Origin of the sequence: Paenibacillus caseinilyticus, assembly GCF_027533645.1 — a bacterium.
GTDB lineage: Bacteria > Bacillota > Bacilli > Paenibacillales > NBRC-103111 > Paenibacillus_G > Paenibacillus_G caseinilyticus.
Window position 1 is genome coordinate 250,067 of sequence record NZ_JAQAGY010000005.1, and the last position, 18,327, is coordinate 268,393.

Annotated in this window: 15 protein-coding genes; 14 read left to right on the top strand and 1 reads right to left on the bottom strand. The window is 40.6% G+C overall.

The window, feature by feature from the left end:
* The first annotated feature begins 13 nt into the window (after positions 1-13).
* From dndC to O9H32_RS10330, 13 genes are all read left to right on the top strand, one after another.
* Positions 14-1,375 carry a DNA phosphorothioation system sulfurtransferase DndC gene (gene dndC / locus O9H32_RS10270; RefSeq protein ID WP_269866062.1) on the top strand — a complete coding sequence of 454 codons (1,362 nt, stop codon included), beginning with the start codon at positions 14-16 and terminating at the stop codon, positions 1,373-1,375.
* Positions 1,372-3,354: a DNA sulfur modification protein DndD gene (dndD, locus tag O9H32_RS10275; protein ID WP_269865952.1), complete on the top strand. Its 1,983-nt coding sequence runs from the start codon at positions 1,372-1,374 to the stop codon at positions 3,352-3,354. Before dndC ends, dndD begins: the two co-directional genes overlap by 4 nt.
* The gene (locus O9H32_RS10280; protein WP_269865954.1) at positions 3,338-3,739 is read left to right on the top strand and encodes a DndE family protein; all 402 of its coding nucleotides are present in this window, start codon (positions 3,338-3,340) and stop codon (positions 3,737-3,739) included. Before dndD ends, O9H32_RS10280 begins: the two co-directional genes overlap by 17 nt.
* On the top strand, positions 3,723-4,856 hold the full coding sequence (locus O9H32_RS10285) for a cysteine desulfurase family protein (protein ID WP_269865955.1): 1,134 nt from the start codon (positions 3,723-3,725) through the stop codon (positions 4,854-4,856). Before O9H32_RS10280 ends, O9H32_RS10285 begins: the two co-directional genes overlap by 17 nt.
* A gap of 390 nt (positions 4,857-5,246) precedes the next feature.
* Entirely contained in the window at positions 5,247-7,049 is a 1,803-nt protein-coding gene (gene dptF / locus O9H32_RS10290) for a DNA phosphorothioation-dependent restriction protein DptF (RefSeq protein ID WP_269865956.1), read from the top strand.
* 4 nt (positions 7,050-7,053) lie between these two features.
* A complete protein-coding gene (dptG, locus tag O9H32_RS10295) occupies positions 7,054-8,460 on the top strand; it encodes a DNA phosphorothioation-dependent restriction protein DptG (RefSeq protein WP_269865957.1) in 1,407 nt (468 codons plus the stop codon).
* Entirely contained in the window at positions 8,441-13,642 is a 5,202-nt protein-coding gene (dptH, locus tag O9H32_RS10300; RefSeq protein WP_269865958.1) for a DNA phosphorothioation-dependent restriction protein DptH, read from the top strand. Before dptG ends, dptH begins: the two co-directional genes overlap by 20 nt.
* Positions 13,643-13,962: 320 nt before the next feature.
* A complete protein-coding gene (locus O9H32_RS10305; RefSeq protein WP_269865959.1) occupies positions 13,963-14,403 on the top strand; it encodes a nucleotidyltransferase family protein in 441 nt (146 codons plus the stop codon).
* Positions 14,404-14,618: 215 nt separating this feature from the next.
* Entirely contained in the window at positions 14,619-14,870 is a 252-nt protein-coding gene (locus O9H32_RS10310; protein WP_269865960.1) for a hypothetical protein, read from the top strand.
* Positions 14,871-15,080: 210 nt separating this feature from the next.
* Positions 15,081-15,278 carry a hypothetical protein gene (locus tag O9H32_RS10315; protein ID WP_269865961.1) on the top strand — a complete coding sequence of 66 codons (198 nt, stop codon included), beginning with the start codon at positions 15,081-15,083 and terminating at the stop codon, positions 15,276-15,278.
* A 178-nt stretch (positions 15,279-15,456) separates the two neighbouring features.
* A complete protein-coding gene (locus O9H32_RS10320; RefSeq protein WP_269865963.1) occupies positions 15,457-15,591 on the top strand; it encodes a hypothetical protein in 135 nt (44 codons plus the stop codon).
* 143 nt (positions 15,592-15,734) lie between these two features.
* Positions 15,735-15,890 (top strand): hypothetical protein, encoded by a 156-nt coding sequence (locus O9H32_RS10325; protein WP_269865965.1) that lies wholly within the window; start codon positions 15,735-15,737, stop codon positions 15,888-15,890.
* Between the two features lie 19 nt (positions 15,891-15,909).
* A complete protein-coding gene (locus tag O9H32_RS10330) occupies positions 15,910-16,791 on the top strand; it encodes a hypothetical protein (protein WP_269865966.1) in 882 nt (293 codons plus the stop codon).
* Between the two features lie 17 nt (positions 16,792-16,808).
* Here the strand turns inward: O9H32_RS10330 and O9H32_RS10335 are convergent, their stop codons facing one another.
* Positions 16,809-17,105: a hypothetical protein gene (locus tag O9H32_RS10335; protein ID WP_269865967.1), complete on the bottom strand. Its 297-nt coding sequence runs from the start codon at positions 17,103-17,105 to the stop codon at positions 16,809-16,811.
* A gap of 260 nt (positions 17,106-17,365) precedes the next feature.
* On the opposite strand from O9H32_RS10335, the gene O9H32_RS10340 reads away from it, so the two are divergent.
* Entirely contained in the window at positions 17,366-18,205 is an 840-nt protein-coding gene (locus tag O9H32_RS10340) for a basic amino acid ABC transporter substrate-binding protein (RefSeq protein WP_269865968.1), read from the top strand.
* Positions 18,206-18,327: the final 122 nt, after the last annotated feature.

Here is an 18,327-nt window from a genome sequence, read left to right on the forward strand (position 1 = left end):
GAAGAATAACACAATGATTGAAGAAACGATTTCTAAAATTCAGGGTGTCTATTTAAAGGATTCTTTGCCTTGGGTTGTAGGGTTTTCAGGTGGAAAGGATTCAACCGCTTTAACGCAGCTTATTTTTCAAGCTGTTTCGCGCTTACCAATAGAAAAGAGACATAAGAAAATCTACGTCATATCATCGGATACACTAGTAGAAACTCCCCTCATCATTTCATCGATCAACAAAGCGTTGATGAATATACAGGATAAGGCGTTAGAACTTGACCTGCCAATCGAGACACATAAGGTTAAGCCAGAAGTAGAGAACAGTTTTTGGTCGTCAATTATCGGCAAAGGCTACCCTTCACCTAGACAAAAATTTCGCTGGTGTACTGATCGCATGAAAATAGAACCGGCTAATCGGTTTATCCGTGATAAAGTAGATCAATTTGGTGAAGTCGTTATGGTTCTGGGAGTACGGGAGGATGAAAGCGCCACCCGAGCACAAGTCATTAACTCACATAGCGTTGAAGGAAAAGAGCTAATGAGGCACTCAACACTATCCAACGCTTTTGTTTATGCTCCGATAAAACACTTTACGACGGATGATATATGGAAGTACTTAAGAGCGGAAGAGTCACCATGGGGGAGTGATAATCACGCACTGTATGCACTTTATCAGAATTCTTCTGGCGGGGAATGTCCATTAATTGTTGATAAGGATATAAAAGAAAGCGCCGGATCTTGCGGGAATAGCCGTTTTGGTTGCTGGACATGCACTGTCGTGAGTGAGGATAAAGCATTGCGAGGATTTATTGAAACAGGTGAAGAATGGCTTCGTCCTCTCCTTAAATTCCGCGACTGGTTGTCAAGCATCCGTGACAAAAGAGAATATCGTGAAGAGCATAGAATGGATGGCGGAGTTTATTTTGTTGGTCAAGGGGATGAGAAGGAACTTGGTCTTGGGCCATTCACTCTTGAGGCACGGCAGATGATATTAAGACAATTGCTTGAAACGCAACTGATCGTTCAAAATCCATATGACCCTGGTTACAAACTAATACATGAAGATGAATTAAAGCACATTCGAAGAGTGTGGAGAGTTGATGGCGACTGGATGGATATGCTTCCTCAAATTTATCGTGAAGTGACTGGCGAGGACTTGGATTGGGAATATGATGATCGTGCCATGTTTGAAGAAGATCAAATAACTGATTTGGAGCTTTTATGTGAGAAGAATAATGTAAGTATGAAATTATTTAAGAAGCTCATAACAGCTGAAAAGAATTTCAGCGGCTACAGGGTAAGACGTGGAATCATACAAGAATTCAATAAAATCCTTAACCAGGACTGGTTACACTATGGGAAGGTAGAAGGGTATAAGGAATGAAATTCAATCGGCTAGTACTAAAAAACTTTGGTGCCTTTTATGGTAATAATGAATTCGACTTAACTACTTTGAATAAAAACCAAAATGTTGTTCTCTTTGGAGGTAAGAATGGCTCGGGAAAGACAACGATTCTAGATTCTTTACGGATTGTATTGTTTGGGGCTTTTGCATTCGGTTTAAAAACCGATTCAGCTATTTACTTTGACAAAATTGATGCCAAGCTTAATTCGAAAGCTAAGAAAGATCATCAAGGTTTTTTTCAAATCATTCTTGAACTTGAGATGGTAGAAAACCTGAAACGGAATCAGTATACCTTAAATCGTGGTTGGTCTAGACAAAGAACAGCAATAAAGGAGTCCTTTGTTGTTTTTAAGAATGGGCGGCAATTAGAGGAGAAAGAGGTTGAACTATTTCAAACAAAACTAAGAGATGAAACACCTCCTCAGTTGTTGGAATTTTGTCTGTTTGATGGAGAGAAGATAGCACAAGTTATTTCCAAAGAAACACTCTCTTCTTACTTAAGTCAAACTGCAAAAGTAATGTTCAACTTAGATTTGTTTGAGAGTCTTGAAACAGATATTGAAACTTACCTAAAACAAGAAAAGGTGTATACTACACTCTCACAGGATGAACAGTCACTGCTTGAATTAGAGCAAGAGAAAAATATTTTATCTAATAAAAAAGAAGAAACGATAGATGAACTTGATTCATTAGAGAAGCTCCTGGACGAGAAGAATTCACAATACAGCGATCTAAATAGACAGTTTCATGTTAACGGTGGTCTCGAAAAGAAAGAACGCGATGCGCTAGTTAAAAAAATGAGTGACATCGATCATCGAAGACTTACCATGATGGATCGAAATCGGGAGATTCTTACTTCATTATTTCCATTTGTGTTAGCTCGAGATTTAATCCGTTCTGCCGCAGAACAAATGGACCGAGAAGCCAAAGCTGACTTGAAAAATGAATTTGTTAAAACCGTATCGTTGGAGACTTTTAATGAAATTCTTAATCCTGTAAGTAAACAAGCTAACATAACCAATGAGTTGTATAAGAAGATTACCGATTTATTATCACAAGACGATACTCAACCAATTCATAAAGCATCCGCTGTTCAAAGAGCAGAAATACTAAACTTTTATAAGCAAGTTAGAGATTTTGTACCCCTAAGTGTACTTAATGATTTTAAACAGAATACACAACTAATTAAAGAAGTTCAAAAGATACGAAAACAAATTGAAGAAAATGACGCATCAAGCGACCTAAAAGACTTGTTAGAAAAATTGCATGCTATTCAAAATGAGATAACGTCAACTCAGTTCAGAAAAGAACAGATGATAGTGCTTCTTAATGATTTAACAGAACAGATTGTGCAAAAAGATCAGCAGTATCAATCATTAAAAACAAAAGTAATGTCATCCAAGAAGATGGGACATGTATTCGAGATTGCAAATAAAGTTTCTGAAGTAAGCCGGCTTTTCCGGGATCTACAATTGAAAAAAAAGCTTCAGCAAGTCGAACTTGAAGCAGTGAGAATGTTACAAATCGTTTATCGAAAAGAGTTATTTGTGACGCGTGTAAAGATCAATCCAGAGACATTCCAACTTAAAATTTTTGACGCTAATCAAGAGGAAATCAATATTGACATTTTATCAGCCGGCGAAAAGCAGATCTTGCTATTGGCGACAGTCTGGGCAATGGCAATGTGTTCAAAACGGCGTCTTCCTTTTGTCTTTGATACACTCCTAGGCAGACTTGATCAAACTCACAAAAAAGCTATACTTGAGCAATTCATTCCGCGATGCGGTGAGCAAGTCATTATACTTTCAACGGACTCTGAGATCAGCCCTGAGCAATACTCTGAGTTTAAATCTAATGTTGCTCATACGTATACAATTGACTTTGATTCAGAAAACCTTAGAGTAAACAAATCAACCAATTACTTTGGCATGGAGAATAATTATGAACTTTCGTCTTAAAACATCAAAAGCAACGGCAGAAAGATTAAAGTTTTTGCAGGATTCTACAAGATTGACTCCTAACATCATTGCTAGGTATGCAGTTATTCTTTCGTTAAAGGAACGGCAGCCAATCTTGAAGACAGTCAAAGACGTAAGCGGGACGGACTTCCTCCGAAATGTATTGACTGGACCTTATGATTATTTATTTAAGGTACTCATTGCTCAACATGAGAATAGAGAGATAACGGATGAGGAATATTTCCCTGGCTTATTTAACAATCATTTAGAGCGGGGCTGTATTTTATTGCAGAATGAATATAATTATGCTGGGAACTATGAGAAGTTGATCACAAACTTAATCTTTAAAGTTCCAGAGGTGGAGAATAATGATATACCTGGATAACAGCGCAACTACCAGGGTCCATCCTGAGGTCTTAGAAGCCATGCTACCTTATTTGCAAGAAGAGTATGGAAATCCATCGAGTAAGCACTATACCTTGGCTCAGAACGTTAAGAAGGCAACAGAAGAAGCTAGATACTATATTTCACAGCTCATTGGATGTAACCCCGATGAAGTAATTTTTACTAGCGGCTCGACCGAAAGTAACAATATGATTTTAAAAGGTGTTCTGGATATTTATGATCCACTAGATCGTCACTTGGTAGTCTCCAAAACTGAGCATTCCTCAGTAATAGAAACAGCAAAGTTCTTGGAAAGTAAAAGGGTTCTTGTAACTTATTTAAATGTTGATAAGTACGGGAGAGTAGACAATGAGGAACTCGAGGTTGTAATAAAGAATTTACAAAAGGGATCGCTTGTAAGTATTATTTGGGGAAATAATGAGACAGGCTCTTTAAACAATATAGGATCTATAGCAGAACTTTGTAAGATATATAATGTCCTCTTTCATACGGACGCAACGCAGGTACTTGGAAAGATTGATGTGAGAAATAGTATGGAAGGCATTCGCTTTCTTTCTTGTTCTGCTCATAAACTACATGGTCCAAAAGGAATTGGTGCGTGTATTATTAAAAAAGACCACCTTGGGGTCAAAACGCATGTAACACCACTGATTCATGGTGGTGGACAGGAGTTTGATTACCGCAGTGGGACACTAAGTACTCACAATATTATAGGTTTTGGTAAGGCAGCTGAAATAGCACTGCGTGAGATCAACGAGACGCAACAGATTCTTAAACAACTTGAATCTCATTTAGTTACGCGGCTTAATGAATACTTTAGTGAGATTTTATCATTTAATAATGACGTTGGTAATAAAATACCCGGCATTATAAATGTAAAGTTTACAGGAGTAGACAATGAATTTCTCATTAAAGAATTAGGAGATCGAGTTGCCCTTGCTAGCGGTTCGGCCTGTAGTTCAACAAAGCCATCTCACGTCTTGGCGAGTATGGGATTAAGTTTAGAACAGATTCGATCTTCAGTGCGCATTTCTTTATCAAAATATAATACCATTGAAGAAATTGATTTATTCTGTAAGATGTTAGCTGGCGATTGAACCTGTACCATCCAATAATTTTTTATGATGATTGTTCGTATTGGCCGCTAATCTGATCTTTAATGTGCAGGGCTATCGTTTAAACCTGTATCCATCATTTTGTTTTCGGCTTCCACCTGATTAATAGGTGGGGCCTTTTCGATGTTCAGCTTGCTTGCAGATAGATTCAGATTGACCAAATAATAATATTACTATTTAAAATTTGCATTTCCACTTGTCTATAAACAAAGTACAATATAGACAAATTTAAATTATTGTTTACCAGTGTCGATATATTATAATAGGTTCTTTTTATTGTAGCTTAATTGAATATCAAATTTAGTGTAGGAAAGTAACGGGAACTAAGGATAACAATAATGCATTGAAAAAGGGGTTCATGGAGGCTATATGATGACACAGCAACCTCAACATTTTATCAATATCATAAGTAAATGTAAGCAATCATCTAAAGAAGCTGTCGAGAATCTGGAAGATTTTAGCGTATTCAAACGATATATGCACATTCAGCGGCCAGTTGAAGTTGAGCTGGAGCAGCATATTAATGAGGCTCATATCTCGCCAGAAGCTCGCCTAATTCTGGTTTGTGGCGGAGTAGGCGACGGGAAATCACATATTCTTTCTTACTTAAAAAACAAATATCCATTCTTGAATGATAAGTCACTCTTTTATCTTCATAATGACGCCACCGAAAGTTTCTCGCCTACAAAGACTTCAATTGAGACATTAGCTACGGTACTTAAACCTTTTTCTGATGAGGGGTTAGAAGCTGGTGGAACACTGAATATCGTACTTGCCATCAACTTGGGAGCTTTAAATAACTTCGTAGATTCCCAAGAAGGGAATGCTTTTTCCAGATTGAAAGCATATGTATCCCAAAAGAAGATTCTCGAGTCCGTGATCGCGGATGAAGCCAGTCCGGACGACCATATCTTTACGTATGTCAACTTTAGTGATTATCATATGTTTGAGCTTACGGAGAATGGTCCAAAGTCCGATTACATCAAAGGGATTTTTCAAAAAATTACGCAGAAAACAGACGATAATCCATTCTATCTAGCCTATTTGACAGATTATGAAGAAAATCAAGAAATTGCAATTAAAAATCCAATCATCCAAAATTACGAGCTGTTGCAACAAGAAGATGTGCAGAATAAAGTCATCTCGCTTTTGATCCAGGTGATGGTGAAGGAAAAGCTGATCATTTCCACCCGTGCATTGTTAGATTTTTTATATAACTTACTGGTACCTTCCGTCATGGAAAACATGAGCCATAAGCGTATTTGCGAGTTTGTAGGTGAACTTCAGTTTACAGACTATGTGGCTTGCCTTCTTCCTTTTCAATTATTTGAGAAGATCGATGCTTCTGTCATAAATCAAGCGATGGACCGGATCAAACCAACCCGGACTCGGACTGAGCAGCTTGACCAGTATCTAATTGAGTTTAAGTCGCTCCAAGAGGGAACTGAATTATTCGCCAATTATATCAATCTCGATTGTCTTTCTTATTTCTCAAAGTCCCTTTATCAAAATTCCCCGTGGCAGAACATGGATGTTAAGAATCAAGGCTATAAACAGCGGCTAATTAAATTATTTGTGTATTTATATTACTTTATTCCGAAAGAAGAACATTATTCGTTTGTAGATGAGACGTATGAGCAGTTTATGATGTATCTTTACTACTGGAATAAACGAGATATTAGTAAGTTAGCTAAACTGTACAAAGATGATGTTCGAGACGCAATTTATAAATGGAATGGAGAGGCAAATGGCGATCTTCTTTATGTTCAAGTAGGTCAGCCACAGACACAATATTTTGCGCTTCAGAAGTTGGAGATTGAGCCCCATATCAATCGAGCCAAATCATTAACTGAGACACAGTTGATCAAATTTTTGACGATGATGACGATTCAGTTCAAAACTAAAAATGTGACTTATTCCAGTGAGGCTGCAATCCCTATAATCGATATCGACTTCTCTCTATATGCGCTGTTGATTAGGATAAAAAACGGATATCGGCCGAATAAGAAGGATAAGTTTCAGTATATCAAGTTTGTCGAATTTATTGATAAGCTAAACAATTCGGGAAGCCCAAAGAATGAGCTGATTTTTGAGAGTAAGCAATTCGGAAAATCCACTCGCTATCGATTGCAATACGATGATACCTTTGATCAATATTCGTTTATGGAGATGTGAAATCATGGGTTACTTTATAAACCTGGAAAAGATATGTGAACAATTTAAGTTTGAAACTTCGATTAAACATAATCCCAAAACAGAGTTGGAATTTTTACCTTATACCACGAAATTCAAAGAGACTCAGTATAGTTTTAGAGAAGTGGTTGGTGAATTTTTACGGTTAATTGGACAGAAGAAATTGCCGGAAGCTGTGGATGCAGAAAAATTGTTAGCGAATGTACTTGACTCCATAACGTTTGAACATCCGAATCAACGAGGAGAATTCAAGCAGATGGTGAAGACCCTATTCTTAGATCAGAACGATCAACTCTATCTGTTCCATCCCCAAACCTTGTACTACATAAACACCGTTGAAAATGAAAACAAGAAGTTGGCTCTTTTCTTATGCAATGTTCTTTGGGGGGGGCGGAATGCTTGGTCAGTGGATTCTGAAATTCAAAATGATTTTAATCTGATGAGCGCACTACTATTCCGTTCATTACCGGAACTAATTGATGCTGATCACAGCAGTACAAGCTATGCGGTCATGCTGCCTGAAATATCAGATTTATTTGTTCAGGATTTCCAATGGCTTGCTACAAAAAATGAGCTATTCACACAGCAGGTTGAGAAGATCATTTCCTACTATTATTTTTTCTATGTTACACAGTTTGCAATTCGCAACGAAGCTATGTTTGAACCGGTTAAACAGGGGATTCGGCCCATTTATTTCACCTTTGAAGACGAGGAGCGTTTGTCCAAGACAAGAGTGAGTTACGAATATGGTTGGAAGAACATGGAGAAGATAATCGGACGGATATTCACTCATATCAACTTGTTGAAAATGTTAAACTTTGCAACCGTAGACAATAAAAATGCAACTTTCAACAAACCTCTATCTTATCAGGAAATTGCGGTTCTTATTCGCCACATGACAGTTGAAGAACAAGTAAAGCTAGAACAAGAGATCGACCAATTGATCAATGATTACCAGCAAAAGCTATCAGGAGACAGCAAGTGGTTGTTGATGGGAACTGTACCGGATCTTTATGACCTTTCTGTGTTAAATAAGCTGAACCATTTATTTCGAATGGTCGACCACCAATTTAATCAGACTTCTAGATCGAAACCATATAATGAATACAAACAGTGGTTCGTACATTTTTGCCAGAATACCTTTTTAAAATCCCGCGGCAGATCCGGTAAAATGTTGATCCTCGATACTGACTATCTGCTTTTCATGACAAAAATGATGATTAAAGATGAGAGCAAAATTCGTTTGAAAAAGCTTTTTAATGAATTTGAAACTCGTGGTATGATTTTCGACCGGGATACTCAAACGGCCATCGTGAACTATTATGAAAAACTGAACTTACTGGAGAAAAAAAGCGATAGTGGGGATGCTATTTATGTCAAAGCATTTTTATAATTACTTAGCTGAACGGATTGCAACATTTTTCAGAGAAAACAATATTCAGCCTGGTGATAAATACCATATCCAATTTGAACGGACAGAGCAAGTAGAGAACTTGGTCGATACAATCAATGTATTGCCTTTTGCAGAGTCCTTTTATATGCATACTGAAGAAGGTATATACGAGTCTATTTGCTTGACTATGGGGCAGAATACGAAAGTTCTGATTGCATCCAATACGGATAACGTAACTCCGGATTTTTTGACGACGTTGCGAAATAAGGTGGGGACCCAGGAAGAACCTTTTAATGATAAAGCTATGCTGCTAGTTCATAACTCCAATCTAGATAGCTTGATCCAGGGGATGACCTCTTTTGCGAAAGAAGGAATGCCATTTCACATCAATTCGGTCGAAACCAATCTTCAACATCTGATGAGCAACTCTCCGCTATCCAAGCCCGAAAGACAAATGCTCATCTTTAGTATGGCGTCTAATAAGGCGCAACAAGGCATTCACGAGCAGGTAACCTTATTTGATTATGAGAAGATTTTGACGGTATTGAACAATCAGAAGCTTGATATAAGCGACTATAAGGATTTTGGTCTTTTTTACGACTCTGAGCTTAATAAGACGCCTATGACGGATAAGCAAATTCAGGCTAGGTTGCATGAAAATCAAACCCTCTTCAATCATGTTGAGATGGCTCACCAGTATGGTCCAGTCGACATTAGCTTAGAAAGACACTTCGATGAACAAGGCGCTAAGGCTCTTTCTGCGATTGATTGGCAAAGCATGGACTTTGGACCTGTGAAACGTTCCAATCAGAAGAAACTCGAAGGGAAGGGATTAGAATATATAGAGCCTACGAAAAAGCAGACTTTGGAAGGATTGCACTACTGGGAAAGAGCCGAAGGAGAATCGAAAAGTCAGCAACGTAAACGGAACATTATTGTGTTCAATCCTGAAAAACTCGATAAAATTACTTTAGAGTTTCCATTTAACGATTTTGTAAAGACACAACATGTAACTAATAATATGATTAAGTATTTCATTAAGTCGGAACAAGCGGGCAAAAAAATCAAAGTGGAGCTAGCTCACAACCCTGGCGAAACAACTTTTTACGGGGTGAGATACAAGACTGAAGTGTCCCCAACATTTGAATTTAAAATCTCAATTGTAGAGACAACGGAAAGATTGATACAAGCTATTCAGACTTCTTACACAATCAACCTAGTTAAAGCGAAGAATAAACATTCCAGTATTCTGATCAACTCAGATAATGATGAATGGATTTTTAATAAGGATCAGCCAGAAGTGATGAAAGCCGAACTCACAGATGATTATGAAAAAAATCAGTTTGAAATCGCTGAATCAGAAGAATTGATGGTCATTAAGAATGCGGAAAACTCAAGTGAAGAGGAACTAATCCACTTTTCGATCAAATTACCAACAACTGAAATTCCATTTTCTGTACAGGATGTTGTTGAGCGGCCTGTGCCAATAGGTGGCTTTAATGTATGGAAACTAAAGAGGGAGAAGCAAGAACATTTCATCTACAGAATTGAAAACGATAAAATGAAGATTGTTCAAGGAACGCGTGAAACCTATGCACAAGGCGAGTTCAAACGTAACCTTGAGCGTGAGCTGAAACTCATTGAAGCTAATCATCTGTACTTTACAGAAGAAGCCGGCGAGCTAATTCCAGAGCCTATTAATGTACCGGAGGCTGTCAAAGAAGCATATATTGATCTACTCCGTTATCTCCGTAACAACCAATTGCTCCCTAGCTTAGCTTACCTAGATGAGGATTATTCCGCATTAGCCAGAGCCTATGTTCAAGCATATATCAAAGAATTAGAGCAACTGGAAAATGGACAATCACTGGTTCAAACTCAGCGAGATCTGGTCTTGTTAGGCACAATTCGCAAAGGACTTAGAGATCCAGAATGGTTGTATACGCCACTTCATCCACTTAATGTAGCCTATCAACTGCAGTTAAAAGATCTAATGGGCAAGGAAGCGATAAATGACGAGTTGCTTCGAACCCTTAGGTCGACACATTTGCTACCATACGTGTCCTTTAATAATGGCCTTTATAAAGCGATCGAACCAAGTGATTCATATGAATGGACGACCTATATCGATCAGAGTCTACCTAGATTTGAATCATCAAAGCTCGTGCATAAGCTGGTCCAGGAGAAAATTGAAGAGTTTGCGGAACATTTCTCTTACTTGTTTGATTTGGATTACCGTGCTCCTTTAAAGATCAATGCGATCAATATGGGGGATTGTATGGGGATTCTGCAAGGGTTGTTTGAGTATTATAAGCGTCAGCTCAAAAGGGAGATCGAAAAAAGCGACCTGCTACCCATTGAGCTTCACATTTATGCGGAAAAAGGCATTAATAACGTATTTGAAGAAATGTCTCAATATTCGGTGGCCGAAGAGATCGCAAAGAAATTTAACTTGAAGCTGGAGATGGAAGGCTACCATACAGAAGAACTACTTAACATTTTCCGTGATCAGGTAAAATTTTACTCCTGCGATATCGCAACTAATAGATATGAATATTGTCATGTCAGCTTCTATCAAATGAGTAAGATTGAGCAGGTGGCGACAAGCAATGCTTCAGAGATTATTACGGGGGTTTCTCTGTTTGGATTAGTATCTGGTATACCATCGGTGTTCATTAATGAAGACTATAAGACTGGATTCGGTACTAAATTCTACAGAACGTCGGATGCTCCGTTGCTGTCACTCGTGCCCAAACTCAACTCTTTGCTTCGTGTAGCCCGCACACTTGATAATTATCAAGAAAATATGAATATTGTAACTGCTATTTCTGCGGAGCATAAGCAGAAGTTGGATGCTGTATATGAGTCATCGCATTGGGTTACGTTTATTGAACCGAAAGTTGACCTGAGTTTCTTCAAAAATAACGATACGCAGAAAGACCTACTTGTTATCCATTACAGTGACCAGACCTCTTCGAGTGGTTTTGATGCGATTACTGTAACCAGGCGTTCCAAGCAATATCAGCGGCTAATCAAAGAATTTCTAGATACTCAGCAGATCGTAGCTGCTGATGATGTATTGCCGCCAATCATTAATTTTTTTAATGCTATTAACGGAAATTGGTTACTCCGATTGCTGGCACAGAAAAATCACTTTCCAAAAGAGAAAATTAGCATCTTATCTGCCATAAAAGTAGCTCTTGCTGTATTTGCACATCGAGATATTATTTGGATTCCCATCTCAATGGAGGAGGTTCTGCGTATTTCAGGTGGAACGGGACTTCGCCAATCGGAAGGACTCTTCTCAGCTAGAAACCTTGGTAAGTTCGGTTCCTTTAGCGATGACATTCTACTAATTGGTGTCGAGCAGCGTGGAGAAGAGTTGAAGGTCCATTTCTATCCCATTGAAGTGAAAATTGGGAACAATCCCTCGGCGGTTTACGAGAAAGCGATTGCCCAGGTTCAGGAAACGAAGAAGCTGCTTATTGATTTTTTAACCGAATCGGAAGAAGATTCGTTTAAATCAAAATTATACCGTAACTTCTTTATGCACTTGGCCATCGCAAGTGCGGAAAAGATGGATCTTTATTCGGTATGGCCTGAACAAGATTGGGCGAATATCACGAGCAGTGATTTAAGGGGAAAATTACTCAATGATGATTACGAAATTTCTAATGATCTACAAACATATATTGGAGTTGGGGCGGTTATCTCCTATAAAAAGGATTGGGTTTTCACGGAAGTCAAGAGGATAGATGATGTGCTCGTCTACGACTATCCTGAAAAAAGTGGTTATGATTTCATTGTGAAAAATATTGAAGAAATAAAGGACCATATTCAGAGTGAGGACGGGGATATTCCGGCTGAGCAACTGCTCTCAAGATTATATAACTCTAAAAGTCAAGAAGGAGAGAGTGAGTCGGGGGACTCTCAAATAAAGGATCAAACTAACAATAGCAATAGTGCAGCAGTCACAAACGAATCCTCTAACGAAAGCCAACAATCGGAACCAAATGGACAGTCCGTACAAAGGATGAAACCGACTGGGCCACTTGAAATCCTTTTTGGACATAATGCACAAAATCATGAGGAAATAAAGTGGTATCCGACTACAACGGATAAAGTAATGCACACCAATACTGGCATTATTGGCACGATGGGCACAGGAAAAACGCAGTTTACGAAGTCACTAATTGCTCAACTAAGCCGTAATAGCAGAAATAACGTCAATGGAACACCGATTGGAATTTTGATCTTTGATTACAAAGGGGACTACATCAAGGCGGATTTTACAGAAGTGACGGGGGCTAAAGTGTATGACCTTTATCACTTGCCATATAATCCCTTGTCTCTTTATGTTACAAAGCCAATACGTCCGCTGCTGCCAGTGCATACAAGTTCTTCATTGACTGATACGATTGCGAAAGCTTTTAATCTGGGGCAAGTACAAACGAATACTCTCAAGGGTGTCATTATGGAGGCCTACCAACAAAAAGGCATTCAGAAACATGATGCAACAACTTGGGAGCAGCCAACCCCGACAATTAGCGACGTTTACGACATCTATACGGGGCGAGAAGATGTAAAAATGGATAGCTTGTATGCAGCGCTTCAAGAGCTTTACGAGCTAGAAGTTTTTGAACCAGATGGTACCAAGACTTTCCCGTTGTTTGATATGATTAACGGAATTACGGTTATCAACCTGTCTGGCTACAATACGAGTATCCAGAACCTAGTCGTGTCGATTACACTCGATGTATTCTATAACCAAATGCAGATACAAGGGCACAGTACGATTCAGGGTAACTACCGTGAAATCACGAAGATGATTTTGGTTGATGAAGCGGACAATTTCTTGAGTAAAGATTTCACTTCAATTAAGAAGATTCTTAAGGAAGGTCGGGAATTCGGAGTAGGGACAATTCTTTCTACGCAGTTCCTTAGCCACTTCTCAACGTCGGATAACGACTATGCAAATTATGTTTTGACATGGATTGTGCATAACATCGCTGAAATGTCCGCTAAGGAAATTCGAATGATATTTAATACGCAAAGTAAGGCAGAAGAAGAGAACATCATGAACCGAATCAAGTCGTTACAAAAGCATTATAGTATTGTGAAAGCAGGAACAGGGCAACCGATTTGGATGCGGGATCGTGCCTTTTGGGAGCTAAATTTGTAGGCATATAATATTCAAGGCGTGGTATACCTATCAATGCCGCGAAACGTTTCTAGGGTGTCTCATTTACCCACGTTATAAAACTGATTTATTACCATGGACAAAGAGCTAAGTAACTTAGGAAGTCTTAGCTCCTTTGTTTTGGCTCTGCCGCGGCTTTCTACAGCAGGCTATGAACAAAGTGAAGATGCCAACCGACCAGCAGTACATTAGGAGAACCAACGAGGTCTGAATCTTTTGAAGTCCCTGATTGTAAAGACGCTACGAAAATCTGCTACTAGGCATCATGGGCTCAAAACGCAGGTTCTTGGGGGAGAGATGAAGTGAGCGGAGTAGTGCTGCCTGGTTGGGCGGTACTGCTCTTTTTTCTATCCGAGGGTGGTATAATGGAAATAACTGTATCAAGTAAGGTAGGGGAGACCATGCCATTACAAATGAACGACAATGAACAGGCAGCAGTGAGGGACTTACTGCGGCGCATCAAAGTAGAGTTTGGAGTCAAACGTCTTTTTCTTTTTGGTTCCAGGGCAAGAGGTGAAGCTGAACCGTATTCGGATATCGATCTGCTCGTATTGACAGAGAAGACAAAGACAATCCAGGATCAGTATCGTCTCTCGGATATCTCAGCTGATATTAGTATCAATTATGGCGTAGCGCTGAATTGTCTTTATTTTAATGAAGAGGACTGGAAGAGAGGCGAATTGGTCAATCCCCAGCTCAAAGCAAACATTGAAAGAGAGGGGATCGAGCTTGGGCTTCAATGATAAGGCGAGAGATATCATGATTCGGAAATGGAATGCAAAGCTGGCTTCAGCTAAGGTCTATGTAAACAGTGAGCTGGCTAGAGAAGGCCCTATCGATAAAGCTCGGGCGAAGATGTATAACAAGTTGATGGATTTTGGCCCGATGCGGATTACAATGCGGAGAGGAGTTTAATTTAAAGATCTTGGTGCTTGATAAAATAAAGGGGGCTTGTGTCATGAAATGGGCTGATATTTGCAGCCGTTATCCCAGTCGCTTTGTCTTAGTGGAGGCTATCAAGGTAGTTTCAAATCATCGTCAACGAACCTTAGAAGAGATGACAGTTGTGGCTGAATATGATAATCCCATGAGCGCATGGGATGGGTATAAAGCTCATCATAGGCAAAGCCCGGAAAGAGAATTCTATGTCTTCCATACCAGCAGATCTGAACTAAAAGTGATTGAGGAATCCTTCCGCGGCATAAGATAACCCCCACCCCTTACAATCCTTGAAATTGTCAGATTTACGCTGCCGTGTTAAAATCCCTTGTGTCATGCTCAGCTTGGCCTTCCCTTCCGTGGCCGCGGCTCATACGGGCTTCTCAATCCGCAAAGCAGATCGTGCCGGGACCGCTCGGCTCTGGATTACGGTAAACTGGCCTCCAAGCTGTATGCCAAGAAGCCGGGGTTCAACATCTACGTGAATGATGTCTGGCTGGATAACGAGAGGGATGAGTACCTGGTGCTCGTCCTGAACGATGCGACCTACTTCCATATGACCTGGATGTTTGCCATGAAAGAGTTGAGGGCCTCAGACTTCCTATGCGAACGACACGTTTACGAGTTCGAAATAATACAGACCACCTGTTATGTTAAGCCTGTCTACCTCAGGGGATAGGTTTTTTCATTTTTCCTTATTTTCCAACAAATTGCAATTTATCATACCGTTCGCCTGCGATTCGTACTATAATAAAGCTAATCAGGTACTAAAAACTTGGGAGGCGTTGTATGGCACTGACGGTACCCGGGTTTATACCAAGAAGCGCGACGCCAGGGGAACGGCTGGTTTTCGAGACATGAAACCGAATCTGCCGGATGACTATATCGTCTATTATGAACCGGAGGTCCAGGGGCGGAGGCCGTATCTGGTCAATATTGGTTCGAATCTCGGCTCAGTGGTTATGGAGGTCAAGAGTTACACGAAAAACTGATCTGCAGGTAGCCGACTGGTAGGTCATCTCCTTCGACTGGATTACGGAGAGCCCGGAGTCGAAGCGCCGGTTCGTGAGGCAGGATGACAAGGTTTCTCTACGATCGACAGCGCCAAAGGCATGGACTCCCGTGCGTTTTCCTGGTGAATATCGATAACATATCGTTCCCTCTGGTGGATGTGGAGGAGCGGGAGGTGTCTCTTTTCTACATTGTGATGACGCAGGTGCTGGATGATCTCTATCTGACTTACAGTGGGGAGTCCAAGTGCACGAAGTATCTGGATGAAGTGGCTGCGTAGCGGTCGGAGTCGGCCAAAGATGCTGCAGGGAAGCGTATGGATAGATAAGGAGGGGAGAGCTATTTTGTTTAATTTTTTTGTTATCTTCGGAACCTTGTTGGTATTGTCGTTAATAATGTTGGGAATAAATTTGTTTTTTAAAAAATGCTTCTTCCCTATAACAGAAAAAATAGGAACTAGTATAGCCGTAAGGATCCCAAGTAGATGGACTGTTTTTATTCTGGAGATAGTATATTTAGCAATGTGGTCGTTTTTTGTTTTTTCAGTCATTATGGTATATATAGTATGGGGAAGCAGCAGTGGTATCTCACAACTGTATTTATCTCTAGGTACTTTATTCCTTGTTTTCGTTATTCTTATTGGAGCTACTGCTTTACATGAGGTAAGAAAAAATAATATCAATGACAAAACTTCAATAATATCGAAAATCGGAAAAATAAATATAGATAAGCTAAAGGCAATTTACATTATCAACAGATTATGGCTTTTACTTGGTCAAACTTTAGAGTTTTCCTATGCCTTCTTAATATATTTTTTATCATTAACGTTTTTGGTTGCTTTAGAGTGGACTGCGGATTCGTATTTTTTAAGTATATGTTTTATTCCTCTTTATGCAAATTACTGGGTTTATTTCACCAAGATTATTCGTATTAATGAAAATATAAGTGAAGTATTTATTAGAAGAGTTTTTATGTACACTCTTTCAATGATCTTCCTAACCTACCAACTTTTTGAAGAGTTTCAGCAGTATATTTATGAACAAGGGGTATCCAAAGATTGGATGCTCTATATGTTTGCTGGTTCTGCTGTAATGTATATTGCTCTAGATCGGATTCTTAAGGAAGTAACGGTAGATTATATTGGTTTTAAAAAGCCAAGAGATGATAGAATATCAAATTAATTCCCCTTACCCCCAGGCTACCGATGCTCATCGGCGGCCTTTTCGCTCTGCCGCGTTCTGAACGCGTGCACAATAAGACTCACCAGCGGCGCGGCCAAGAGGACATGCAGCAGCTCCACATGGAATCCCTTTACCCGGTAATCGCTGATCACCAACCAGACGAACAGACCTACACCCGCGGCGGCCATGCAGAACAGCTGGGTGGACTGCTGGAGCGACAGCTTGCGTGCGATGAATTTCATCAACAGGATGAATCCGATGGCATAGGCAGCATAGAGGGCGAGGAGCAGCGCTCCCATCAGTGCAATTTCCATGGTCTCTTTTCCTCCTATTCTAGTTCCGGACTTCGGCAGCAGCTCGATTGGAAGATATTTTCCATTATACCACATCCAATAAAAGGAAATCATTCTCTCAGGAGGCTGAGAGACTCTTGCGGTTTACCCTTATACGGTAAAGCGTCACCCGAACTAGAGAAATGTTATATAAAATAACACTAGTTAAAAAATAACATTGCTACGGTCCGCTATTGTTGGTAGAATCATGTTAAATTTATATTTTGCGAGGAGTTGGACGCATGAGACTCAAAAGTGTGTTAACTTTAATGACGTTAACTACCTTCCTGTTCACGGCAGCTTGTGGCACCGAGAACGCAGCGCCGGGAAGCGGGGCAAGCAATGGAACGGGAGCAGCCGGCGGTGACGTGACGTACAAGATCGCGACGGATGCGAGCTATGCGCCGATGGAGTATATGGATAAGGACAAGATCACCGGCTTCGATATCGACTTCTTGGCGGAAGTGATGAAAGAAGCGGGACTGAAATATGAAGTAGCCAATGTCGGCTGGGATACGATGCTGGAGAGCGTGAAGCAGGGCAAGGAATACCAGGCGGGCATCTCCTCCGTATCGATCACGGACGAGCGGAAACAGACGTATGATTACTCGCTCCCTTACTTCGAGTCGACGAACATGGTCCTCGTGAAGGAAGGCAGCCCGGTGAAGAGTGCGGCGGACCTCAAGGGCAAGAAGGTCGCGGTGCAGGGCGCCACGACGGCGGATACGATCATGACCGGGATTCTTGGCAAGGACAGCACGGACCTCAAGCGCTTCGAGAGCAATGCGCTGGCCCTGATGGAGCTGGACCAGGGCGGGGTGGAAGCGGTCGTGGCCGATATCGCGATCGTGCGTGAGTATATCAAGAACAATCCGAACAAGAAGTTCCAGGGCATCCGCGACGATGCGAACTTCCAGGCCGAGTACTACGGCATCCTGTTCCCGAAGGGCAGCGAGCTGAAGGCGAAGTTGGATCCGGCCGTGAAGAAAGTGATCGAGAATGGCAAGTTCGCCGAGGTGTATAAAAAGTGGTTCGGCGAGGAGCCGAACGTGAAGAAGCTGCAGGAAGCCGCAGCGAAGTAAGGAAGGGGAGGGGAAGCATGGGCAGCTGACCGTTGCGCATGCTTTTCTTCATAAGTTCCGCGAACGCGGGAATCTCGCGCCTGCATGGGTTTACCTGGCAGGCAATGGCGCGGGCCCGTATC